This window comes from Paractinoplanes maris, from assembly GCF_023544465.1.
In the GTDB taxonomy this organism is placed as follows: Bacteria; Actinomycetota; Actinomycetes; order Mycobacteriales; family Micromonosporaceae; genus Actinoplanes; species Actinoplanes maris.
Map to the genome: position 1 here is coordinate 1 of NZ_JALPVL010000015.1, position 22,665 is coordinate 22,665.

The window sequence follows — 22,665 nt, forward strand, 5'->3', positions numbered from 1 at the left end:
CTGACGGGTGGGGGTCTGGCTGCCGCGCTGTGGACGAAGCTGAGGGGGCTGGTCTCGCAGGCCGGGCTTGGTGGTGGGGGGCGGGAACTTAACAATGCCGGTTGCTTCCGCCTTCGGCGTACGTCGTGGGGAAGGACGTCGGGGGTGGGTGGGGATGAATGTGGTCTCAACGTGGGGGGGGAAGGGAAGTGCGGTGGGGCTCGCGCCTGTGGTGAGGCTCAGCCTTGGTGGTGAGTGACGTGGGGTTGGGTTTCTTCTACAGCGTTCGCCTTTGGTTTGGGTGTTCTCCGGGCGACGGCAGTCGCTGCTCATCGTGAGTGAGGGTGGGACGCAAGCGCAGTTTGCTTGCGTCCCACCCTCACTTGCGATTCGCTCTCGGCTGTCGTTGACCGGAGAACACCCAAACCTCCCACCGCAACCATCGCCAGAGTGCTCTCCAGCGATGGCCGGGGATGCTCCTATATTTGTCAAGCGGTGTTTGGACTGGTCAGGTCGGTCATCAGAGCGGTGTAGATCTCGCGGACGATGTAGCGCTTGAGGCAGCGGATGATCTCTTTTTTGTTCAGGCCGTCCCGGGTGCGTTTCTCGACGTAGGCGCGGGTAGCCGCGTGTGAACGCATGCGGACCAAGGCGATGATGAACAGAGCGGAGTTGGCGGCTCTGTCGCCGCCGCGGTTGAGCCGGTGCCGGTCGATGCGTCCCGAGCTGGCGGGAATCGGCGCCACCCCGCACAGGTGCGCCAGCGCGGCTTCTGAGCGCAGCCGTTCCGGGTTGTCCCCAGCAGTGGTCAGTAGTTGCCCCGCGACGTCGGTGCCGACGCCGTGGACCGCGCTCAGAGCCGGAGCGATGGCGGTGACCAGCTTTCCCAGCCGGCGATCGGCGCGGGCGATCCGGACGTTGAGCGATCGGATCTGCTCGGCAAGATCGGCTAAGGCTGCTCTGGCCGCCTCCAGCGGATCAGCCAGCCGATTCTCATCGAAAGCCAGGGCAGCGCAGCGCTGCACCAGGTCTGCCTGGGTGAGCCCCTGCATCTGCTCTCGCAACTGTTGCGGGCCGCAGGTCAACGACGCGCGGAGCTGGTTGATCGCCGCGGTGCGGGCTTTGACCGCAGCCCGGCGGCCCGCCCGCAACAACCGGATCGACTCCACCGGCCCGGTGCGGGTCTTCGGGACACCGGTGGCCCGCCCGGACAACACCGCCCGGGCAGCCGCATAAGCATCGAGGGGATCCGACTTGCCCTGCCGGCGGCGAGCTTTACGGTCAGGCCGATCCACCTCGACCACCTGCACACCCGCATCACTCAAGTACCGGGCCAGACCGGCCCCATATGATCCAGTGCCTTCCACCCCGACCTTGACGAGCCGTCCGGCCCGGCGCAGCCACAGCAGCAGTAGCTGATAACCCGCCTGGGTGGCCGGGAACTGCTGATCAGCGAGTTGCCGGCCGGTGTCGTCGATCACCGCCGCGTGATGAAACTTGCCGTGCGTATCGACACCACCGACGACCTGACGCTTCTTGGCTGCCATCCTGGAACCGCCGTCCCTTTTGCTTGCACCGAACAGGGTCGGCACGCACGCGCTGGGCCGGCGGACAAGACAGTAATGGGCGCCTCTTGCACAGGCTCCTATGAGGTCACACGCCCAACCGGTGAGTGCCGGACGGGTCACCCGGACAAGCCGACGAATCCCCGGGAAGACAGCAGAACGCGCCAGTTTGGGGCTGAGTCAGACCAACCGGGTGACCCACCACCATCATTACTGTCTGGGGCGGAGCCCCAGGGTTTTAGCGGTGCAGGGCGGTTCGTTCGACTGCGGATGGGGCGGGGGCTGCGGGGTGGGCGCCTCGCCAGCGTTGGCTCAGGCGGTAGGCGAAGGCTCGGGTGAAGTGGATGAAGCCGGTGGGGTGGAGGTCGGGGGCTGTGTTGCGGACCGGGTCGAAGGCGAGCTCGGCGTCCGTACGGAAAGGAAGTTGGGTGCCGAAGGTGAGGCGGCCGAAGGGGCGGTCGCCGGCGTAGAGGGTGATCGTGCCGTCGGTGAGCTCCTGCAGGGTGCGGCCCAACGGGGTGTCGGGGCGGGCGCCCAGGTAGATCTTGCGGCGGGTGCCGGTGCGGTAGGGGAGGATCGAGCCGTAGAACGTGTCGAAGGTGCGGCGCGGGGCCGGCAGGTGGCGGGTGAAGCGGCCCTCGCCGGCGGTGGACCACAGCAGATCCAGCGGGCGGTCGCCCGCGAGGCGAACGGCCAGGCCGCGGATGTCGGCGCGTGCACCTCGGGTGCCGGCGCCCTTGGAGATGCGGACCACGGCGTCGTGCCGGGCCGGGTGGTCGAGGAGGTCGGCGCCCTCGGTGCGGCCGGTGCCCCAGACGGTGAGCTCGGCGGTGAAGGAACGGCCGTCGGGGTGCAGGAAGCGGCGATGGCGGGAGCGGATCACGCGGACGCCCAAGGCGACGACCACGGCGGCTAGGACGGGACCTTTCATATCCGTTCGACTACCCGGAACGGGCGGGTGAATTCCCCCCGGGACGCCGGCCTGTGACATTCATGCGGCACGATTGGCGCCCATGGGTTCCGATCGCAGCGGGGTGACCGGTCGTTTCACGTGGCCGGTGCGGCGGCGTACGCCACCAGGGCCGGAAGGCACCGCGGAGGACATCGCGGTGCAGGATCTGGCCGAGCGTGAGGCGGCTGAGCAGCGGTTGCCGCCGCCCGAGCCGGAGCCGATGATCGTGCCGCCGCGGTTCAACCTGGCCGCGTTCCGGCTGGCGGCGCTGGGGCTGGCGCTGGTGCTCGCGCTGGGATTGGCGCTGGTGAAGCTCTTTGTGGGTGGGCCGCCGTCGGTGGCCGATCTGCGGGAACAGGCGGGTGTCGAGTCTTGGTCCGAGCTGCCGATCGGGGTCAAGGACGATCAACCGGGAACGGCGCTGCGGAACTCCAGCGGGCAGTGGACCGGGTTCGATGTCGATATCGCGTACATGGTCGCCGAGGATCTGGGCTTCCGGCGGTCCGAGGTGAAGTTCTATGCGATCGAGAGCGAGGACCGGCCGCGGATGCAGGCCACCACGCCCAAGGGAGCCCGGGTGCCGGTGAAGCTGGTGATCGCCAGCTTCAGCATCAACGCGGAGCGCAAAGCGGCGCCGGGGGTGCGTTTCTCGGCGCCGTACCTCTACACCGAGCAGTCGGTGCTGACGCTGCGCAAAGACAAGCACCCGGTGGTTTCGACGATGGCCGATCTGGCGGGCGAACGCGTTTGCTCCATCTCGTCCTCGACCAGCGTGGACGCGCCCAAGAAGGAAAATGCCGTCGTGGTGCCGCGGAACCGGATCAGCCAGTGCATCGGGGACCTGCGGGCCGGCCGTGTCGACGCGGTCACGACCGACGCCGCGATCCTGGCCGGCTACAAGGCTCAGTCCCGGGACGAGTTCGACCATTGGGACGTCGGCTACCCGGCGAACGAGACGTGGGGTATCAACGTCGGCGACAACCCGGCACTGCAGAAGCTGGTCGATCTGACGCTCTACCGCTCGTACACCGATCCGAAGGACACCCGGTGGGAGGAGGCCTACGACCGGAACTTCCAGTCCGAGGTCAACGCGAACAAAGGGGCGCCGATCGCCGTGGCCGAGCAGCCGCGGGTCGTCCGGCCGGACATCCGCGAGCAGCCGTGGGAGGACGTGTTCGGTGAGTGACAGCATCTATGTCAAGGGCGGGCCGATCCCCGCGCGGCGTCGTCGAGCGCAGCTCAACTACCTGTTCACCGTCCTGCCCGCGTTCCCGCTCGTGCTGCTGGTGCTGCGGCTCTGGTATCTGAGCCGGCAGGACCTGCCGACGATGCTGCTGCTGGTGCAGTACATCTCGCCGCTCGGCATGATCAGCGCCCTGTTCATCACGCTGATCTGGAGCGTGCCGGCCGTCGTTCTGGTGCTGCGCCTGCTCGGCAGCATCCTGCTGGTGAGCGCGCCCGAGGACGCGGGCCGGTCGCTGCTCGCGGTGACCGCTCTGCGGATGCCCGACTGGGTGGTGCTGCTGGCCGCCATGCTGGCCGCGTTCACCTGGCAGCTGCGCCTGCTGCCGCTGCTGTGCATGCTCATTGTGGCGATACTCGGGCTGACCGCGGTGCAGCGCTTCCACACCGAGCGCTGGCTGATGGTGTGGATCACGATCGGCGTACCGGTGCTGGTCGGGGTGCTCGTGCTGATCTTCGTGTGGCCGGGGATCGTTCAGGCGCTCCGCCTCGGCGAGACGTCGACGGCTCTGCTGCTGGGACTGCCGCCGCTGTTCGGCCCGCTGCTGACCGGGCCGGTGCCGGCTCGCGCGGCGAGACTCGTCACGCACTGGCCGGCGGTGGCCGCGGCACTGGTCGCGCCGGTCGCCATCGGCATCGTCTTCCTGCGTGCCCCGGTGCTGCCCAACAGTGCCGTCGAAGTGGGCGAGAACGGCAAATCCACACTTGTATTACGCGGACAGCTGATCGCGGTCGACGACACCTCGACGACGGTGCTCGAAGATGGTGGACTGGTGAGGTTCATCCCCAATGATCAGGTGCTTTCCAAGACTCTCTGCCCCGAACCGGTACGGCCGCCCGACAGCTCCGTCTCGGCACACGGGTGGGCGGTGACCGACTCCGCTCTGTCCTGGATCGCACCGACACGCCGCGTGACGGAGGTCGATCCACGATGCCTAGGGCGACCGCTGAAACCCAGCTAGCGGTCTTTTCCGGCGAAACGCCGCCGACCGCGTGCAGACAGGGTTGCGATGATCTGGGAAGCTGCACGCCATGACCTTGCACCTGCGGTGGGCCGCCGGCACCGATCAAGGACATGTCCGGAGCAACAACGAGGACTGTTACTACGCCGGTGACCGCCTCCTCGTCGTCGCCGACGGCATGGGGGGTATGGCTGCCGGTGACCTCGCGAGCCGCCTCGCCATCGAGTCGATGACGCCGCTCGACGTCCCGATCGAGAACGATCACCAGATGGACGCGCTGCACCAGGCGCTCGAGATCGCCAACGGGCGGATTGCCGAGCAGGTCGAGGCCGACAACTCCCTGCAGGGCATGGGCACGACCCTCACCGCGGTGCTGTTCTCGGGCACCCGGGCGGCCATGGCGCACGTCGGTGACTCCCGCGCCTACCTGCTGCGCGACGGCCGGCTCAACCAGCTGACCAAGGACGACACGTACGTCCAGATGCTTGTCGACCAGGGGCTGATCCGGCCCGACGAGGCGGCCGGTCACCCGCGCCGCTCGGTGGTCACCCGGGTGCTGCAGGGCGAGCCGGTCAGCCCGGCCTACGTGATCGTCGAGCCCGAGCCGGGCGACCGGTGGCTGCTGTGCAGCGACGGCCTGACCGCGGTGGTCACCAACGAGACGATCGAGCAGGAGATGCTGGCCGCGGACGACCCGAAATCGTGCTGCGAGCGGCTGATCGACCTGGCTCTGCGCGGCGGCGGTCCCGACAACGTGACGGTGATTGTCGCCGATCTGACAGCGGTGGAGTAATCACCTCTTGCCCCTGCTCAGGGCTGCGGTAGGTTACAGCGGTCGCGGATCAGGGGGTCCCGCGGCTCAACTGGGTGGTGATGATGACCGCGCGACTGTTCGTCACGCTGGCGATCGTCCTGGGGGTCACCGCGCTCGGTGAGGTCATCGAGCCGCAGGGCTGGCGTGTCTACACCGACGCCGCTCAACTGGTCGCGGGGGCGGCCGCGGCATCGATCTGCTTCGCGGCGGCGCGCGGCCGTTCCGTGCTGCAGCGGCGTTGGCGGGTGCTGATGGGCCTCGGCCTGGCCTGCTGGGCGCTGATCCGGCTGTGGTGGCTGGTGCAGGACGTCATGGTCCCCGATCGGCCGGTCACGATGGTGTCCGACATCGGGTTCTTCGTGCTGCCCGCGTGTTTCCTGGTGGCGCTGCTGCACGCCCCGTACACCCGGCCGCGCCCCGTGCCCACCTCGGCCCGCCGCGACCAGATCGCCCTGATGATCGACAGCGTGCTGATCGCGGGATCGCTGCTCGCCCTGGTCTGGTCGGCCGTCCCGCGGGACTGGTTCCACTGGTCCGGGCAGCCCACCGGCCTGATCGTGACCGCGGCCGGCTACGCCATCGCCGATCTGGTGCTGGCCACCATGGTCACGTTGCTGCTGCTCACCCGGCCCGACTCGCGCGCGGCCCGCAAGCCGCTCGCGCTGGGCGGGCTGGCCCTGCTCGCCTTCGGCGTCTCGGACACGCTGCGGCTGATCCACCTGGCCGACGGCCCGCTCTCGCCGTGGCAGTCGGTGGGGCATCTGCTCGGGCCCGCCCTGCTCGCCCTGGCCGCGCTGTCCACGCCGTCGGCGGTGCCGCCGTCACCAGCCGACGCGGCCGAGCGCGAGTGGCTTCACCTGCTGCTTCCGTACGTGCCGGTGATCGCGACCGGTGTGATGATCGGGATCAACAGTGTGGACGGCGAACCGCTCTCGCCGTTCGAGGCCTATCTCGGCTGGCTCGGCCTGGGTCTGGTCGTGGCCCGCCAGATGTTCACGATCGTCGACAACACCGTGCTGCTCGAGCGGGTGTCGGAGGGGCAGCGGCGGCTGCGCCACCAGGCCTACCACGACCCGCTGACCGGGCTGGCCAACCGCGCGCTGTTCCGCGAGCGGCTCACCGGGGCGCTGGGCGCCAAGCCGGTGGCTGTGCTCTTCGCCGACCTCGACGACTTCAAGCTCATCAACGACAGCTTCGGTCACGCCATGGGCGACCGGGTGCTGCGCGCGATCGCCGAGCGCCTGCAGGGCTGCGTGTCGGCCGGCGATCTGGTGGCCCGGCTCGGAGGCGACGAGTTCGCGGTGCTGCTCGACCACACACCGGCGGACGCGGAGCCCACCGGCCACCGCATCCTGGCCGCGCTGCGCGAGCCGTTCGTGATCGACGGCCGCACCTTCGGGGTGGGCGCGAGCATCGGCCTGGTGGTGTCCGAGCCCGCGGAACCACTGACGGCGGACGCCCTGCTGCGCCGGGCGGACGCCGCGATGTATTCGAGCAAGCGCCGTGGCAAAGGGGCGATGGCCCGCTACGCCGGCTCGAACGACGGCGGCCCCAACGCCGACCTGCCGCACCTGCTGGCCCAGGCGCTGGGCTCCGGTCATCCCGCCGGTGCCGGTTTCGAGGTCTTCTACCAGCCGATCGTCCGCTTCACCGACGGTGCCACGGTGGCGGTGGAGGCACTGGCCCGCTGGACCTCCCCGGTGGTCGGCGCGGTGCACCCGGATGTCTTCGTCTCGGTGGCCGAGCGCACGGGCCTGGTGGCCGCCATCGACGACTTCGTGCTGAACCAGGCCTGCGTGGACGCGGCGGCCCTGGCCATCGTCTACGGCCGGCCGATCGACATGCACGTGAACGTGTCGGCCGCCCGCCTGAGCCAGAACGGCCTCGAGGAGTCGGTGGCCGGCGCCCTGTCGCGCACCGGCTTGCCGGCCTCCCAGCTGGTCCTGGAGATCACCGAAACCCGTCGCATCCAGGACATGGCTTCGGCGGCGGCGGTGGTGGAACGCTTGCGCTCCTTCGGCGTACGGATAGCCCTGGACGATTTCGGCAGCGGCTTCAACGCCCTGGCCCAACTGCACTCGCTCCCGGTCGACATCGTCAAGCTCGACGCCACACTGACCGACGTGGACATCGCCCCGGAGCGGGCCGGCGCCCTGTGCCGGTCGGTCCTGACCATCTGCACCGACCTGGACATCGTCGTGGTCGCCGAGGGCATCGAGACCCCCGCCCGAGCCCAGGCCCTGGCCGACCTGGGCTGCGCGGTCGGCCAGGGCTACCTCTTCGGCCAGCCGGCCCCGCTCCACCGCCAGCAGCCCCCGATGATCCCCTCCCAGTACACCCCACCCTCATCGGCCGCCCACCTCGCGTAGCACCGCGTTTCGGGTCAGTCGTCGGGCCGTGGCACGTACCTGGTTGTGACGCCGAAATCCACGTCCCGGATCTCGACGTAGGCGAGCTGCGGCAGGCGTGGGGCGAGCCGGCCGAAGAGGTGCCGCGCCACCAGCTCGAACGTCGGCCGGAACTCGAACACCTCGGTCCACGGCCGCCCGCTCAAGCCGGCACAGCAGCTCTCGAGCTCGGCCGCCGCCGCGTCGGTGTCGAAGAACCACCCGCGCTCGGTGAGTTGCTCATCCTCGAACGCGACCCCCGCCCGGACGACGACCTCCACACCCTCTCCGGCCGCCAGCAATGACAGGCCCCGCCCCGCTCGCACCGGCGACGGCAGGCCCTGCACCGCCCGGAACCGATGCTCCACCTCAACCAGATAACTCATCACGCCTCCTGACGGCCAAGGCTCACCTTCGCCGACTTCCGGCCGGGGCCAAGCGGCTGAGCTGTCATCGCGATCGAGGATTGGTGCGTTTGGTGGATGCCGCGGTCGTCGGGTCCTCCGGCCACGGATGCCGGGGATAACGCCCCCGCAGCTCGGCGCGCACCTGTGGATAACCCTGCACCCAGAACGAAGCCAGATCCCGGGTGACGCCGACCGGCCGCCCGGCCGGGGAGAGCAGGTGCAGCAGCACCGGGATGCGCCCGTCGGCCAGCCGTGGTGCGTCTTTCCAGCCGAAGGCCTCCTGCACCTTGACCGCGAGCACCGGGGCGGCCGGATCGGAGTAGTCGACCCGCACCCGCGACCCGCTGGGCACCGGAAGCCGCTCGGGCGCCACCTCGTCGAGTCGCCCGGCCACCGACCAGGGCAGCAACCGGCGGAGGCTGGTGGCCACGTCGATCCGGCCGAGGTCGGACCGGCGGCGAGCGTTGCCCAGCTCGAGCCAGTCGTCCATCCGCTCACTCAGGGCTTGGTCCGACACGTCCGGCCAGGGCTCGCCGATCGCCGCATGCGCGAAGGCCAGCCGCTCCCGGAGCTCGACCGCACCTCGCGACCACGTCAGCAGCCCGAGCCCCTCGCGCCGGAGCCCGTCGAGCAAGGCGGCCCGCACGAGCTGTCGATCCGGGTCGGCGATCCGTCTCTCCACGAGCGTGATCGCCCCCAGCCGGCGCACCGTGCGGGCAACCACGTCCCCGTCGGTCCACCCGATCTCGGTGGTGTCGGTGAGCAGCGTCCTGGCCGCCTCGACCGCGGTCGCCTCGTCCAACGGCACAGCGGCGCGGACCCGCGCGGTCCGGGCCCCGGCCGTCCGATCGGCCGACGCGATGGCCAGCCACTCGACACCGGCCAGCCCGCTGCCACCGGTGAGCTCGGCCGCTGTGCCGCCGGCCATCAGGTAGGAGCGCCCGCCGGCCTCCCGCACCCGGGCCACCCGCTCCGGATAGGCCAGCCCGACGACCAGGCCCGCCGCGAGATCGTCCGGCAGTGCCGCCGCCCGCCGTGGGCCGGCGCCGGGGTGGCGCGAGGCATCGGCGGAGTCCGGCCGGTCGACGGCCGAGGCGGCGTCGGGCCGGTCGACGGTCGCGGCGGCGTCGGGCTGGTCGACGGTCGCGGCGGCGTCGGTCACGTCGGGAGTTGTCTCGTCGGCGGGTTTGCGGTTCAGGGCGGCCGACAGCCGGCTCACTTCGCTGCGCCAGGCGGGGTCGCGGCTGCCGCGGGCCCGGCGCCACGCCGCCGTCAGATCGTCGGCCTGCGAACGCTCGTCGTCGAGCAGGGCGACGATCTCGGCCGCGCGGCGGGCGCCGACCAGCGGGGCACCGTCGAGCAGGGCCCGGGCCAGGCGCGGATGCAGGCCCGCGTCGGCCAGCGCCCGCCCGCGCGCGGTCACCCGGCCCTCGTGGCCGACCGCGCCCAGGCCGCGCAGCGTGGTCACGGCGGCCTGGAGGGCGCCCGGCGGCGGCTGGTCGGGCAGCGACAGGCCGGAGCCGTCGGGATGACCCCACAGCGCCAGGTCGAGTGCGAAGCCGGTCAGGTCGGCCGCGGCCACCTCGGGCTCGGGCTGGGCCGGCAGGCGGTCGTGCTGAGCCTGTGACCAGCAGCGATAGACCCGGCCCGGCGCCTCACGGCCCGCGCGGCCGGCTCGTTGCACGGCTGACGCGCGGGACACCGCGACCGTCACCAGGGCGCCCAGGCCGCGGGCGTGATCCATCCGGGGCACCCGGCTCAGACCGGCGTCGACCACCGCCCGGACGCCGGGAACCGTCAGGCTGCTCTCGGCGACCGCGGTGGAGAGGACCACCCGCCGGCGCGTGCTCGGCCGGAGAGCCGCATCCTGCACCGCGCCGGGCTGGCGGCCGTGCAGGGCGATCACCTCGGCCTGGACCCCGGCCAGGCGGGTCGCCACGGCGTCGATCTCGCGGGCGCCGGGCAGGAAGACCAGAACGTCGCCGTCGCCGTCGGTCAGCGCCCGGCGGGTCGTGGCGGCCACGTGGTCGAGCAGGCGCGGGTCGACGCGCAGGCCCAGCGGCGGTGTGATCGGGCCGGTCGGCGGCACCCAATGCTGCTCGACCGGGAAGAGCGGCGCCGTCGCGGTCACCACCGGCGCCGCCCCGAGCACCTCGGACAGCCGGCCCGCGTCGGCCGTCGCCGAGGTGGCCAGCAGGTGCAGGTCGGGGCGCAGGGCGGCTCGCACCTCGAGGAGGAACGCGAGGGCCAGATCGGTGTCCAGGTGGCGCTCGTGGCACTCGTCGAGCATCACGGCGGCCGTGCCGGCCAGCTCGGGGTCGCGCTGCAGACGGCGCACCAGCACGCCGGTGGTGACGACCTCGACGCGGGTGCGCCGGGAGACCTGGCGATCGCCGCGCACCGTGTAGCCCACCTGCTCGCCCGGCCGCTCGCCGAGCAACGATGCCATGCGCCGGGCGGCGGCTCGGGCAGCCAGGCGACGGGGCTCGGCGACCACGACCCGGCCCGGCAGCGCCAGCGGCACCAGCGTCGTCTTGCCGGTGCCGGGCGGCGCCACCAGCACCGCCGCGCCGGCACCGGAGAGCGCCTCGCGGACCTGCGGCAGCACCGCACGGATCGGGAGGTCGGGCAGGGCGTCGTCGGCGATCAGCACGGGACCCATCCTGACGCACCGGTCCGACACTTCGGGCCACCAGCCCGCTCGGCTGTGGATAACCCCGGATTGTGGATAACAGGAAACTGTCGGACCGGCATGGGAGGGTTGGCGGCACCACGAAACCGGGCGGTGATTCCGGGCCGAAAGACTGCATCGGCCCGAGGGTGACTGCTTGACTGATCGATACAAGGAAGGGGTGCCGATGGACGCGGTCGAGGTGTTCAACTCGCTGCCCGCCGCCCGCCTCGAGCAGGACCTGCTGGCCTGCTGCGCCGCGCCCGCCTGGGGCGCCGCGATCATCGGTGCGCGGCCCTATCGGAGCCGCGCCGACCTGCTGGCCGCCGCCGACGCCGCCTCGGCCGCCCTGAGCTGGGCCGACGTGCTGGCCGGTCTGTCCGCTCACCCCCGGATAGGCGAGCGTGCCACCGGCGACTCGGCTGAGGCCGCCTGGTCCCGTCGTGAGCAGTCGGCCGCCGCCCTCAGCGCCGACGAGAGCACCGCCGCCGCCATCAAAGAGGCCAATCAGGCGTATGAGGAACGGTTCGGCCACGTCTTTCTGATCTTCGCCAGCGGGCGCTCGCAGGAGGAGATCCTCGCCGCCGCCCGCGAGCGTCTGACCCACGACGAGGCCACCGAGCGCCCGGTCGTCGCCGACCAGCTGCGCCAGATCGCGCGGCTGCGACTCGAGCGGGTGCTCGATGCCCTCTGACGACGGGACGGCCTCCCACCACGCCCGGATCTCGACGCACATCCTCGACACGATCAGCGGCGAGCCGGCCCGCGATGTTTATGTCCGGTTGGAGCGACGCGACACGCAGGGGTGGGGGACGATCGCCGAGGGGCGCACGGACGACGACGGCCGGCTGCGCTACCGGGTGCCGCTGCAGGAGTGGCAGGCGGGCGGCTATCGCCTGTCCTTCTATGTCGAGCCCTATCTGGGCGCCGACTGCTTCTTCCCGGAGATCACGGTCGCCTTCCACGTCCGCGACCCTGAGCGGCACTATCACGTGCCGCTGCTGCTCAGCCGTTACGGATACACGACCTATCGAGGGAGCTGAAAGCGCGTGGCGATCGTGCTCGGAGAAAACCGTTACGGCAAGGCCGAGACGCGGCTGGTCCGCGTCACCCGCGACGGCGAGACACACACGCTGACCGATCTCAACGTCAGCGTGGCGCTCTCCGGTGACCTCGCCGCGACCCACCTGACCGGTGACAACGGCGGGGTGCTGCCCACCGACACCATGAAGAACACGGTGTACGCCTTCGCCAAGGAGCCCGGCGTCGGCGAGCCCGAGGAGTTCGCGCTGCTGCTGGCCCGGCACTTCGTCGAGACCCACACGCAGATCCGCGCGGCCCGGGTCGGCATCGAGTCGTTCGGGTGGGAGAGGCTCGGGCCGCATTCGTTCCGGCGGCTGGGCGACCACACCCGGACGACCGAGGTCACCGTCACCGTCGAGCAGACCCAGGTGGTGAGCGGCATCTCGGGGATGACGTTGCTGAACGCGACCAACTCGGAGTTCCACGGCTTCGCACAGGACCGCTACACGACCCTGCCCGAGACCACCGACCGCATCCTGGCCACGGCGGTCGACGCGCGGTGGCGGCACCTGCGCGACGACACCGACTGGGCCAAGTCCTTCCCGGCCGCGGTCGAGGCGCTGACCGCCGCCTTCGTCGACACCTACAGCTATTCGCTGCAGCAGACGCTGTTCGCGATGGGCAGCCGGGTGCTCACCGAGCTGCCGGAGGTGGCCGAGATCCGGCTGGCCCTGCCCAACAAGCATCACTATCTGGTCGATCTCTCGCCGTTCGAGCTCTCCAACCACAACGAGGTCTTCATCGCCGGCGACCGGCCCTACGGGCTGATCGAGGGCACCGTTACCCGCGACGACGTCCCGCCCGCGATCACGGAGTGGTATCCGTGATCGTCATCGAGAACGTCGCGGTCGCCACCGTCGACGACGCCGACACCTATCACGCCGACGGCCACGTGGTGGTCGGCGACGACGGCCGCATCGCCGCGGTCGGCCCGGGTGCGGCGCCCGCCAGCGCGGGCCGGCGGGTCGACGGGGCCGGCTGCCTGGTCACGCCGGGTCTGGTCAACAGCCACCACCACCTCTACCAGTGGGCGACGCGCGGCCTCGCGGTCGACGAGACGCTGTTCGGCTGGCTCCAGGCGCTGTATCCGATCTGGGGGCGGCTCGACGCCGAGGTCGTCGGCGCGGCGGCCGGCGCCGGGCTGGGCTGGCTCGCGCTGTCCGGCTGCACCACGTCGATGGATCACCACTACGTCTTTCCGCGCGACGGTGGTGACGTGCTCGAGGCCGAGATCGAGGCGGCCCGGCGCATCGGGCTGCGCTTCCACCCCACCCGCGGCTCGATGGATCTCGGTAACAAGGACGGCGGGCTGCCGCCGGACAACATCGTCGAGACCACCGACGAGGCGCTGCTCGCCACCGAGCAGGCGGTCGATCGCTGGCACGACCCGTCACCGGACGCGATGCTGCGGATCGCGGTCGCGCCGTGCTCGCCGTTCTCGGTCACCGAGCGGCTGATGAGCGAGGCGGCCGAGCTGGCCCGGCGCAAGAGTGTCCGCCTGCACACGCACCTGGCCGAGACCGACGACGAGGAGGACTTCTGCCGCGAGCGGTTCGGCTGCACCCCGGTCGAGTATGCGGAGCGGCTCGGCTGGCTGGGTGACGATGTGTGGCTGGCCCACGGCGTCCACCTGGACGACTCGGCGATCGCCAAGCTGGGCGCGAGCGGGACGGGCGTGGCGCACTGCCCGAGTTCGAACGCCCGGCTGGGAGCGGGGGCGGCCCGGGTGCGCGAGCTGCTCGACCACCGGGTGCCCGTCGGGCTGGGCGTCGACGGTTCCGCGTCTCAGGAGGCGAGCCACCTGGGGGAGGAGCTGCGGCAGGCGCTCTACACCGCGCGTACGAGGGGTGGGCCGGCCGCGATGAACGCGCGCACGGCCTTGCGGCTGGGCACCATGGGTGGTGCTCGCTGTCTGGGGCGGCAGGACGACCTGGGCTCGCTCGAGGCGGGCAAGCTGGCCGACCTGGTGGTGTGGCGGCTTGACGGGCTCGGCCATGCGGGGATCGACGACCGGCTCGCTGCCCTCGTGCTAGGCCCGGCCGCCCCGGTCGCGCTGGCGCTGGTCGGTGGGCGGCCCGTCGTCGAGCGGGGTGAGCTGGTGAACGCCGACGCCGAGACGTTGGCCCGCGAGGCCACCCGGGCCCATCGGCGCCTGCTGGACAAGCGCGCCTGATCCCGTACGCTCAGGCCCCGCGCCGCCCGCCCGGCCCGGGCGATTTAAGGAAGACTTAAGGTCTGATTCGCCGAAAAATGTTATCCGGAATGGAAATCGCGGCTACCTGCGGCGCTTCGGAAAGCAATTCCTAAGTCTTTCTCCGTGTGTTGAAGTAAGCCTCTGAGCTGTGCATACTCCCTCGTGAAACTGCCCACCAAGAAATACCGAAACGGCAGAGACGAGAGATTTCGAAATGCGGACGGATCCCCTCCACGTCGCCCCGCCCAACCCCAAGACCCGTCGCCGCGTGACCCGCGCCGCCCTCGGCTCGGCCGTGGCCGTGGCGCTCGGGGCCAGCGGCGTCTACATCGCCAACGCCAACGCCGCCGAGACCGTCGTTCCCGGCCGTCTGCAGGCGGAGGCGTTCACCGCCCAGTCCGGCGCGCAGACCGAGAGCACGGGTGACCAGGACGGCGGCCAGAACGTCGGCTGGCTCGCCAACGGCGACTGGCTGCGCTACGACAACGTGGCCGTCGGCACCACGGTCACCGCTCGCCTCGCGTCGGACAACGCGGCGGGCGGCTCGGTCGAGCTGCGCCTCGGCTCGCCCACCGGCACGCTGCTCACGACCATCCCGGTGGCCAGGACCGGTGGCTGGCAGAAATACGTCACCACGACCGCGACCGTGAAGGCCCCGGCCGGCCCGCAGAAGCTCGTCGCGGTCATGAAGAGCAAGCAGGCCGGCGACTTCGTGAACATCAACTGGTTCACGCTGGGGGCAACGGCGACGCCGCCGACGAGCACGCCGCCCACGACCGCCCCCACGACCAAGCCGCCGGCCACCGCGCCGACGAGCACGCCGCCCGCCAACACGGGCGCCGGCTGGGTCGAGGTCGACCAGGCCGCGTGGAAGGCGCAGGTCGCCGAGTTCACCGCGATGAAGCCCAAGGCGATCACCGGCAATCCCGTACGGGTGGCGGAGTTCAACGCCTCCTGCACGGTGAGCCACTCGCTGGCCGACGACCCGATCGTCCTGCCCGGTCTGCCCGGCGGCTCGCACATGCACTCGTTCCTCGGCAATGACTCCACCGACGCCTTCACGACGGCCGACACGCTGCTGAAGAATGCCGGTTCCAGCTGCAAGCCGCTCGAGGACCGCTCGGCCTACTGGATCCCCAGCCTCCTCGAGAACGGCAAGGCGATCGAGCCGCACGGCGTCACCGTCTACTACGGTTCCCGGCTGTCCGACACCACCAAGACCATGCCGTTCCCGCAGGGCTTCCGCATGATCGTCGGCGACGCCAAGCGGCAGGTGGCCACGCCGAAGGGCGCTCCGGGCCAGTTCTGGTGCGCGGGGGCCGGCGGCGAGGTCGGTCGCAGCGCCGACGGCAACTGGCCGGTCTGCGCCAAGACCGCTGAGCTCACCTTCCAGCTGACCTTCCCCGACTGCTGGGACGGCGTCCACCTGGACAGCCCCGACCACAAGTCGCACGTCGGCCCGGCCGACGGCTCGGGTCAGTGCAGCGGCAAGTTCCCGGTCGCGATCCCGTCGCTGTCGTTCGTGATCGGTTACCCGACCTCGGGTTCCGACGCCGGCTTCAAGCTCAGCTCGGGCAACGCCAGCTCGATGCACGGCGACGCGTTCTTCGCCTGGGACAACGCCGCCCTCGGCCACCGGGTCAAGGACTGCATCGTCCAGAAGGCGAAGTGCGACACGTTCGGCAACCACTGATGGACCGGTGCGGGCGCGTTCCCACCGTCCCCGGTGCGCGCCCGCACCCCCACGTTTATCCACACCCGCTTGCGGGGGCTTCCCCCTCCACTACGGTTTGAGGGAGCAACCACATCGAGGGGAGCCGTCGACGATGACCGAGATCCTGTCCGACGAGGCCGTCGCGTTCGTGACCGGGCTGACCAGGCTTTTCCGGCCCCGGCGGGATGAGCTCCTGCAGGCCCGGGCCGCTCGCCGGGCCGAGATCGCCGCCGGCGGGTCCCTCGGCTTCCGGCCCGAGACGGCGGACATCCGCGCCGCCGAGTGGAGCGCTCCGCCCGCGCCGGCCGACCTGCGCGATCGCCGGGTCGAGATCACCGGCCCGACCGAGCGCAAGATGACCATCAACGCGCTCAACTCCGGGGCCAAGGTGTGGCTGGCCGACCTGGAGGACGCGAACACCCCGCACTGGTCCAACGTCGTCGACGGCCAGCAGAACCTGTATGACGCGATCCGGCGCACGATCCGCCTCGAGACGCCGAAAAAGACGTACGAGCTCAACGGCGGCCCCTATCCGACGATCGTCATGCGCCCGCGCGGCTGGCATCTCGACGAGCGCCACCTGCCGGTCGACGGCGAGCCGGCGGTCGGCGCGCTGGTCGATTTCGGGCTCTACTTCTTCCACAACGCCAAGGAACTGCTCGAGCGCGGCAGCGGCCCCTACCTCTATCTGCCCAAGATGGAGTCCTACCAGGAAGCCGCTTTGTGGAACGACGTCTTCACCCACGCGCAGGAGACGCTCGGCATCCCGGTCGGCACCATCCGGGCCACCGTGCTCATCGAGACGATCCCCGCCGCGTTCGAGATGGACGAGATCCTGCACGCCCTGCGCCCGCACATCTCCGGTCTGAACGCCGGCCGGTGGGACTACCTGTTCAGCATCATCAAATACTTCCGGGACAATCCGTCGATGGTGCTGCCCGATCGCGCCTCGGTCTCGATGACCGCGCCCTTCATGCGTGCCTACACCGAGCTGCTCGTCTCCACCTGTCACCGGCGCGGCGCCTTCGCGATGGGCGGCATGGCGGCCTTCATCCCCAGCCGACGCGACCCCGCGGTCAACGAGGTGGCGCTGGCCAAGGTCCGCGAGGACAAGGAACGTGAGGCCGGCGACGGCTTCGACGGATCGTGGGTGGCCCACCCCGACCTGGTGCCGGTCTGCCGGGAGATCTTCGACCGCGTGCTCGGGGACAAGCCCAACCAGCTCGACCGGCTGCGGCCCGACGTCTCCGTCACCGTCGAGCAACTGCTCGACGTCGCGGCCACGCCGGGCGAGGTCACCGAGGCCGGGCTGCGCTCCAACGTCTCGGTGGCGCTGCAATACCTGGAGGCGTGGCTGCGGGGCAACGGCGCCGTCGCGATCAACAACCTGATGGAGGACGCGGCCACCGCCGAGATCTCCCGATCCCAGGTGTGGCAGTGGATCCACAACGGCGTCCGCCTGCCCGACGGCACCGGCATCACGGCCGAGCTGGTCGGTCGCATCGAGGACGAGGAACTCGCCAAGATCCGGGAGGCGATCGGCGACGAGGCGTGGACGTCGAGCCGTTTCGACGACGCGCGCAAGTTGTTCGAGCGGGTGGCGCTGGCCGACGACTTCGCCGACTTCCTGACCACCGCGGCCTACGAGTCGATCGACTGATGCGGCTCACCGGCGCCGACTACGACGACCTCGACGTGCGGCTGGCGTCGCACGACGCGTTCCTCGCCGCGCGCTATCCGGGCGAGAGCGCCGGTCGGCAACCGGTGCACACCGTCTACATCCCGGCCGACCGGCTCGACGGTTTCCGTGAGTGGGGCGCGGAGGCCCTGCGCGTCATGGCGTTGCACGACTTCCCGTGGTCGGTGCCGGGTGTCCGCGACAAGCTGGCGGGCGAGCCGATCGAAGACCTGCGAGTCGACTTCGAGGACGGCTACGGGGTCCGCGACGACGATCAGGAGGACGCGGCCGTCCGCAAGGCGGCGACGATCCTGCGGGCCGGGGACCGCCCGCCGTTTCTCGGCCTGCGGATCAAGTCGCTCGAGGCGCCCACCCGGCGGCGGGCGCTGCGCACGCTCGATCTGTTCCTGTCGTCCTATCAGGACACTGACTTCATCGTCACCCTGCCCAAGGTGAGCGGGACCGACCAGGTGACCGCCATGGTCACGCTGCTGGATCGGTTGGAGAACGCGTACGGGCTCGCGGCCGGCACGCTGCGCTTCGAGATCCAGATCGAGCTGCCCGCCGCCGTGCTGGCCGCCGACGGCACAGCCACCGTGGCCCGGCTGATCACCGCGGCCGACGGCCGGTGCACGGGTCTGCACTACGGCACCTATGACTACAGCGCCGCCGCCGGGGTGGCCGCGGGGTTCCAGGCGATGGACCATCCGGTGGCCGACCACGCCAAGGCGGTCATGCAGGTGGCGGCCGCCCAGACCGGGGTCCGTCTCTCCGACGGCTCGACCAACATCCTGCCGGTCGGCTCGCGGGAGGACGTCCAGGCCGCCTGGGAGGTGCACCACCGCCTGGTCGGCCGGTCGCTGGAACGCGGCTTCTATCAGGGCTGGGATCTGCACCCGGCCCAGCTGCCCACCCGCTACGCGGCCACGTATACGTTCTTCCGGGAGGGGCGCGAGGCCGCTGTCACCCGGTTGCGCCGCTACCTCGATCGCCAGCAGGGCGGCATCGCCGACGAGCCGGCCACGGCCCGCGCGCTGGCCACCTATCTGTTGCGCGGCCTCAACTGCGGCGCTCTGACCGACGCCACCTTCACCCGCGAGGAGCTACTGGCGTTCCTGTGACCACCGGAGTCGCGCCGGCAGATTTTTGACAAGCCGACGACGGCGGGCCGGAGGCGATGAGCGCAACCGGCTTTTCTGTCGGAGGGGACGGCTAGGCTCCTGAGCATGGTCGAGCTGGTGTTGCGGTCGCGGCGGGTGATCGTCGAGGGTGGCGAGCGGCCGGCCGCTGTGGCCATCGAGGCGGGCAAGATCGTGGCGGTGGGTGGCTACGACGACGTCTTCGAGACCGCCGTCGACACCGACCTGGGTGAGACCGCGCTGTTGCCCGGCCTGGTCGACACCCATGTGCACGTCAACGAGCCGGGCCGCACGGAGTGGGAGGGCTTCGCGTCGGCGACCCGGGCGGCCGCGGCCGGCGGGGTCACGGTGATCGTCGACATGCCGCTCAACAGTCTGCCGCCGACCATCGATGTCGAGGCGTTGCGGGTCAAACGGGCCGCCGCGACCGGGCAGACGTTCGTCGACGTCGGCTTCTGGGGCGGGGCCGTGCCGGGCAATGCCGCCGACCTGCCGGCGCTGCACGAGGCCGGTGTGTTCGGGTTCAAGGCGTTCCTGGCCGATTCCGGGGTGCCCGAGTTCCCGCCCGTGTCGGCGGCCGAGCTGAGGCAGGCCCTCGACGCGGTCGATGCCCAGTTCGTCGTCCACGCCGAGGATCCCGACCATCTGGGCGAGCTGTCCGGCCCGGCGACCTACGCCGCGTTCCTCGGCTCACGCCCGGCCGAGGCCGAGCACGCCGCGGTGGCCACCGCCATCGACGCGGCCCGGGCCACCGGCCGGCGCGTCCACATCCTGCATCTCTCGGCCGCGTCGGCGCTGCCGCTCATCGCCGCCGCCCGGCGCGAGGGCCTGCGGGTCACCGCCGAGACCTGCCCGCACTATCTGACCCTCGACGCCGGCCGCGTCCCCGAGGGGGCGACCGAGTTCAAGTGCTGTCCGCCCATCCGCGACGCCGCCAACGCCGACCAGCTCTGGCAAGCGCTGGCCGACGGTTTGATCACGTGCGTCGTCAGCGACCACTCGCCCTGCACGCCCGAGCTCAAGCAGCGTGACACCGGTGATTTCGCCGCGGCGTGGGGCGGTATCGCGTCGGTGCAGCTGGGCCTGCCGGTGATCTGGACGGCGGCCCGGGCCCGCGGGTTGGCGCTGGCCGACGTGGCCGAGTGGATGGCGCGGCGCCCGGCCGATCTGGTGGGCCTGCACACCAAGGGCCGGATAGCGGTGGGGGCCGACGCCGACCTGGTCGCCTTCGACCCGGAGGACACTTTCGTCGTCGAGCCGGCTCGGCTGCACCACAAAAATCCCGTCACGCCGTATGCGGGGCAGAAGTTGCACGGCATTGTGCGCACCACTTGGCTGCGCGGCCACGCCGTCACCGGTGAGACGGCGCGCGGCCGGTTCCTCGAGCGGAAGGGCGCCTGATGGAAGACTTCGCCACCCTGCCCGACCTGGCGTCCCGTGCGTTCGGCGGCGGTGTCGTGTTCGCCAACGACGAGTTCTTCGCCGCGGCCGACCATCTCGTGCTCCCGCAGCCACCGGTCTTCGCGCCGCGCACCTTCGACCACAAGGGTCAGGTGTATGACGGGTGGGAGACCCGGCGTCGCCGCGAGCCCGGCGAGGACGTGGCGATCGTCCGGCTCGGCGCGCCCGGGGTGATCCATGGCGTCGACATCGATACCGCGTTCTTCACCGGCAACTATCCGCCGCACGCCTCGGTCGACGGGCTGGCCGTCGACGGCTATCCGGCGCCCGCCGCCCTCACCGCCGCCGAGTGGATGCCGCTCGTGCCCAGATCGCCGCTGCAGGGCGACAGCCGCAACCTGTTCGCCGTCACCGACCCGCGCCGCTTCACCCACGTCCGGCTCACGATCCACCCCGACGGCGGGGTCGCCCGCCTGCGCGTCCACGGCACCGTCGTGCCCGACCCGCGGCTGCTCCCCGAGGTCTTCGACGTGGCCGCCCTGGCCCACGGCGCTCACGTCACCGAGTGCAGCAACATGTTCTACGGCCATCCCGGCCACATGCTGATGCCTGGCCTGGCCCAGCACATGGGCGACGGCTGGGAGACATCGCGCCGCCGCGACGACGCCAACGACTGGGTGACCGTCCGCCTGGCCGCACCGGCCGAGATCTTCCTGGCCGACCTCGACACCACCCATTTCAAGGGCAACGCCCCCGGCTCCGCCTCGGTGCGGGGCACCGAGGACGGCCAGGAGTGGTTCGACATCCTGCCCCGTGTCGCGCTGCGCCCCGACACGCCGCACCGCTTTCCGGTTCGCCCCAGGCGCGTCGCCACCCACGTCCGACTCGACATCTTCCCCGACGGCGGCATGGCCCGCTTGCGCCTGCACGGCCGCCCGGTCGCGGGCCACCTCGACGAGCAGTTCCGCCGTCACGGAGAGCGGGCCGGGGCGAAGCCGACGGGAGGCGAGCGCGATGGCCTATGACGAGACCCTGGCCCAGCGCCTGCGCGAGCGGCTGACCGATCCCGCGGTCACCGAACGCAAGATGTTCGGCGGGCTGGCGTTCTTCACCAACGGGAACATGACGGTGGGCGTGCACGCCGACGAGTTGATCGTGCGGCTGGGCCCCGAGGAGGTCGCCGCCTCGCTGACCCGGCCCGGCGTGCGCCCGTTCGAGGGGAACGGCCGCACCATGCGCGGCTGGATCCTGGTGGCCGGCGACCACCTGGACGACCCGGAACTCGACCGCTGGCTGGCCGAGGCGCACGACCACGTCATGGGTCTCCCTCCGAAATAGACGGTCAAACCCTCGCGGCGCGGCGCTTGGCCAGATAGGGCAGCGTGTAGAGGTAGGCGCCGGAAAAGAACAGCAGGGCGAGCGGCAGCAGCGGCGTGTAGGAGACCCACACCAGCGGTTCCTCCCGGGCCAGCGCGACCACCGTCGCCAGCACGGTCACCGTGAAAGCGAGAGCCACCCACCGGTGGAACTGCCGGATCACCTTGCTCATCGAAAGCCTCCTCGATCGTGATGTCTGTGCAGGTCACGCTACGAGAGGAGGTCCGGCCGGTGCTTCTCGATTCCTGACCGAACGGTGTTGCATCCGGCCGCGTGGCGATCCAGGATCAGATGTGGCCTGGTCGACCTCCACCGACGTGCGCGACTTCCTGGCGGCCGCGGGTGACTTCCTGCACGCCGACCCGGTCGGCAACACGATGCTGCTGTCCGAGGCCGCGTACCTGGAAGCTTGTCCGCCCGCCGCCGATCAGCTCTACGGCTGGTGGGCCACCGGCTCCGGACCCGTGACGGCGGCTTTCCTCCGCGCGCCACGCCACCCGCCGATTCTGTCGCCCCTGCCCGGGAAGCCGGAAGAAGCCGTACGAGCCCTGGCCGCCACCCTGCCCGGAGTGACCCAGCTCGGCGTCGACGCCCGGGACGCCGACAAAGTCAGGGCCGCCTGGCCCGGCGTCACGTTGACCGAAGGCTTCCGGGTCACCCTGTGCCGCCTGCGGACGCTGCGACCGGCGGCGTTCCCGCCCGGCCGGCCGCGACGGGCCACCCCCGACGACCGCGACCTGCTCGTCGGCTGGTTCCACGACCTGATGGCGGCCGACCCGGGTGACCCGAGCGACCTCGCGTACGTCATCGACGACCCGCTCAGCTGCGGCGGGCTCCTCCTGTGGGAGGTCGACGGCGTCCCCGTGGCGATGGCCGGGCGCAGCCGGGTGACCGCCGGGATGACGCGGGTCAGCGCCACCTACGCGCCCGACGGCCGGACCGCGGCCGTCTTCGCCGCTGCCTGCGCGGAAGCCGACGAGGTCGCGGACGACGTCCTCGTGCTGACCACCGACGTGCCGGCCCACGAGGCCCTCGGCTTCGAAGCGGTGCTCGACCGCGTCATGCTCGACGCGGCCCGGTGACGACGGGGCATGCTGAGG

Annotated in this window: 20 protein-coding genes; 15 read left to right on the forward strand and 5 right to left on the reverse strand. The window is 71.1% G+C overall.

Annotated features, from left to right (window positions below; all coding sequences use genetic code 11):
• Nucleotides 1-467: 467 nt before the first annotated feature.
• Both NAG42_RS36490 and NAG42_RS36495 read right to left on the reverse strand, forming a co-directional pair.
• Nucleotides 468-1,526, reverse strand: coding sequence for an IS110 family RNA-guided transposase (locus tag NAG42_RS36490; RefSeq protein ID WP_250036760.1), 1,059 nt, complete (start codon nt 1,524-1,526; stop codon nt 468-470).
• A 256-nt stretch (nt 1,527-1,782) separates the two neighbouring features.
• Entirely contained in the window at nt 1,783-2,475 is a 693-nt protein-coding gene (locus NAG42_RS36495; RefSeq protein ID WP_250036762.1) for a hypothetical protein, read from the reverse strand.
• Nucleotides 2,476-2,557: 82 nt separating this feature from the next.
• On the opposite strand from NAG42_RS36495, the gene NAG42_RS36500 reads away from it, so the two are divergent.
• From NAG42_RS36500 to NAG42_RS36515, 4 genes are all read left to right on the forward strand, one after another.
• On the forward strand, nt 2,558-3,682 hold the full coding sequence (locus tag NAG42_RS36500) for a transporter substrate-binding domain-containing protein (protein ID WP_250036764.1): 1,125 nt from the start codon (nt 2,558-2,560) through the stop codon (nt 3,680-3,682).
• A complete protein-coding gene (locus NAG42_RS36505; RefSeq protein ID WP_250036766.1) occupies nt 3,675-4,700 on the forward strand; it encodes a hypothetical protein in 1,026 nt (341 codons plus the stop codon). Before NAG42_RS36500 ends, NAG42_RS36505 begins: the two co-directional genes overlap by 8 nt.
• Nucleotides 4,701-4,770: 70 nt before the next feature.
• On the forward strand, nt 4,771-5,493 hold the full coding sequence (locus NAG42_RS36510; protein ID WP_250036767.1) for a PP2C family protein-serine/threonine phosphatase: 723 nt from the start codon (nt 4,771-4,773) through the stop codon (nt 5,491-5,493).
• An 83-nt stretch (nt 5,494-5,576) separates the two neighbouring features.
• Nucleotides 5,577-7,883, forward strand: a complete 2,307-nt coding sequence (locus NAG42_RS36515; RefSeq protein ID WP_250036769.1) for a putative bifunctional diguanylate cyclase/phosphodiesterase — start codon at nt 5,577-5,579, stop codon at nt 7,881-7,883.
• A gap of 14 nt (nt 7,884-7,897) precedes the next feature.
• On the opposite strand, the gene NAG42_RS36520 is transcribed toward NAG42_RS36515, so the two are convergent.
• Both NAG42_RS36520 and hrpB read right to left on the reverse strand, forming a co-directional pair.
• Nucleotides 7,898-8,287 (reverse strand): 6-carboxytetrahydropterin synthase, encoded by a 390-nt coding sequence (locus tag NAG42_RS36520; protein WP_250036771.1) that lies wholly within the window; start codon nt 8,285-8,287, stop codon nt 7,898-7,900.
• A 64-nt stretch (nt 8,288-8,351) separates the two neighbouring features.
• Entirely contained in the window at nt 8,352-10,955 is a 2,604-nt protein-coding gene (gene hrpB, locus NAG42_RS36525) for an ATP-dependent helicase HrpB (protein ID WP_250037210.1), read from the reverse strand.
• A 181-nt stretch (nt 10,956-11,136) separates the two neighbouring features.
• On the opposite strand from hrpB, the gene uraD reads away from it, so the two are divergent.
• From uraD to NAG42_RS36575, 10 genes are all read left to right on the forward strand, one after another.
• Nucleotides 11,137-11,673, forward strand: coding sequence for a 2-oxo-4-hydroxy-4-carboxy-5-ureidoimidazoline decarboxylase (gene uraD, locus NAG42_RS36530; RefSeq protein ID WP_250036773.1), 537 nt, complete (start codon nt 11,137-11,139; stop codon nt 11,671-11,673).
• Nucleotides 11,663-12,022, forward strand: a complete 360-nt coding sequence (uraH, locus tag NAG42_RS36535; RefSeq protein WP_250036775.1) for a hydroxyisourate hydrolase — start codon at nt 11,663-11,665, stop codon at nt 12,020-12,022. Before uraD ends, uraH begins: the two co-directional genes overlap by 11 nt.
• Nucleotides 12,023-12,028: 6 nt before the next feature.
• The gene (gene pucL / locus NAG42_RS36540) at nt 12,029-12,889 is read left to right on the forward strand and encodes a factor-independent urate hydroxylase (RefSeq protein ID WP_250036776.1); all 861 of its coding nucleotides are present in this window, start codon (nt 12,029-12,031) and stop codon (nt 12,887-12,889) included.
• On the forward strand, nt 12,886-14,235 hold the full coding sequence (locus NAG42_RS36545; protein WP_250036778.1) for an 8-oxoguanine deaminase: 1,350 nt from the start codon (nt 12,886-12,888) through the stop codon (nt 14,233-14,235). Before pucL ends, NAG42_RS36545 begins: the two co-directional genes overlap by 4 nt.
• Before the next feature lie 235 nt (nt 14,236-14,470).
• A complete protein-coding gene (locus NAG42_RS36550) occupies nt 14,471-15,949 on the forward strand; it encodes a DUF1996 domain-containing protein (protein WP_250036780.1) in 1,479 nt (492 codons plus the stop codon).
• 133 nt (nt 15,950-16,082) lie between these two features.
• Nucleotides 16,083-17,630 carry a malate synthase A gene (gene aceB / locus NAG42_RS36555; RefSeq protein WP_250036782.1) on the forward strand — a complete coding sequence of 516 codons (1,548 nt, stop codon included), beginning with the start codon at nt 16,083-16,085 and terminating at the stop codon, nt 17,628-17,630.
• Nucleotides 17,630-18,769: a DUF6986 family protein gene (locus NAG42_RS36560; protein ID WP_250036784.1), complete on the forward strand. Its 1,140-nt coding sequence runs from the start codon at nt 17,630-17,632 to the stop codon at nt 18,767-18,769. Before aceB ends, NAG42_RS36560 begins: the two co-directional genes overlap by 1 nt.
• A 105-nt stretch (nt 18,770-18,874) precedes the next feature.
• Entirely contained in the window at nt 18,875-20,188 is a 1,314-nt protein-coding gene (gene allB, locus NAG42_RS36565) for an allantoinase AllB (RefSeq protein WP_250036786.1), read from the forward strand.
• On the forward strand, nt 20,188-21,213 hold the full coding sequence (gene alc, locus NAG42_RS36570) for an allantoicase (protein WP_250036788.1): 1,026 nt from the start codon (nt 20,188-20,190) through the stop codon (nt 21,211-21,213). The genes allB and alc overlap by 1 nt, the downstream gene beginning before the upstream one ends.
• The gene (locus NAG42_RS36575; RefSeq protein WP_250036790.1) at nt 21,203-21,526 is read left to right on the forward strand and encodes a TfoX/Sxy family protein; all 324 of its coding nucleotides are present in this window, start codon (nt 21,203-21,205) and stop codon (nt 21,524-21,526) included. Before alc ends, NAG42_RS36575 begins: the two co-directional genes overlap by 11 nt.
• A gap of 4 nt (nt 21,527-21,530) precedes the next feature.
• Here NAG42_RS36575 and NAG42_RS36580 read toward each other — a convergent pair whose 3' ends face one another.
• Nucleotides 21,531-21,737, reverse strand: coding sequence for a hypothetical protein (locus NAG42_RS36580; protein ID WP_250036791.1), 207 nt, complete (start codon nt 21,735-21,737; stop codon nt 21,531-21,533).
• A 121-nt stretch (nt 21,738-21,858) separates the two neighbouring features.
• Between NAG42_RS36580 and NAG42_RS36585 the strand changes: the two genes are divergently transcribed.
• Nucleotides 21,859-22,647 carry a hypothetical protein gene (locus NAG42_RS36585; RefSeq protein ID WP_250036793.1) on the forward strand — a complete coding sequence of 263 codons (789 nt, stop codon included), beginning with the start codon at nt 21,859-21,861 and terminating at the stop codon, nt 22,645-22,647.
• Nucleotides 22,648-22,665 lie beyond the last annotated feature (18 nt).

What these genes read in the sequence shown, in the direction of transcription:
- NAG42_RS36490 (WP_250036760.1), bottom strand. Translation starts at nt 1,526, where the DNA reads ATGGCAGCCAAGAAGCGTCAGGTCGTCGGTGGTGTCGATACGCACGGC.
- NAG42_RS36495 (WP_250036762.1), bottom strand. Translation starts at nt 2,475, where the DNA reads ATGAAAGGTCCCGTCCTAGCCGCCGTGGTCGTCGCCTTGGGCGTCCGC.
- NAG42_RS36500 (WP_250036764.1), top strand. Translation starts at nt 2,558, where the DNA reads ATGGGTTCCGATCGCAGCGGGGTGACCGGTCGTTTCACGTGGCCGGTG.
- NAG42_RS36510 (WP_250036767.1), top strand. Translation starts at nt 4,771, where the DNA reads ATGACCTTGCACCTGCGGTGGGCCGCCGGCACCGATCAAGGACATGTC.
- NAG42_RS36515 (WP_250036769.1), top strand. Translation starts at nt 5,577, where the DNA reads ATGACCGCGCGACTGTTCGTCACGCTGGCGATCGTCCTGGGGGTCACC.
- NAG42_RS36520 (WP_250036771.1), bottom strand. Translation starts at nt 8,287, where the DNA reads ATGAGTTATCTGGTTGAGGTGGAGCATCGGTTCCGGGCGGTGCAGGGC.
- uraH (WP_250036775.1), top strand. Translation starts at nt 11,663, where the DNA reads ATGCCCTCTGACGACGGGACGGCCTCCCACCACGCCCGGATCTCGACG.
- NAG42_RS36550 (WP_250036780.1), top strand. Translation starts at nt 14,471, where the DNA reads ATGCGGACGGATCCCCTCCACGTCGCCCCGCCCAACCCCAAGACCCGT.
- aceB (WP_250036782.1), top strand. Translation starts at nt 16,083, where the DNA reads ATGACCGAGATCCTGTCCGACGAGGCCGTCGCGTTCGTGACCGGGCTG.
- NAG42_RS36560 (WP_250036784.1), top strand. Translation starts at nt 17,630, where the DNA reads ATGCGGCTCACCGGCGCCGACTACGACGACCTCGACGTGCGGCTGGCG.
- allB (WP_250036786.1), top strand. Translation starts at nt 18,875, where the DNA reads ATGGTCGAGCTGGTGTTGCGGTCGCGGCGGGTGATCGTCGAGGGTGGC.
- alc (WP_250036788.1), top strand. Translation starts at nt 20,188, where the DNA reads ATGGAAGACTTCGCCACCCTGCCCGACCTGGCGTCCCGTGCGTTCGGC.
- NAG42_RS36575 (WP_250036790.1), top strand. Translation starts at nt 21,203, where the DNA reads ATGGCCTATGACGAGACCCTGGCCCAGCGCCTGCGCGAGCGGCTGACC.
- NAG42_RS36580 (WP_250036791.1), bottom strand. Translation starts at nt 21,737, where the DNA reads ATGAGCAAGGTGATCCGGCAGTTCCACCGGTGGGTGGCTCTCGCTTTC.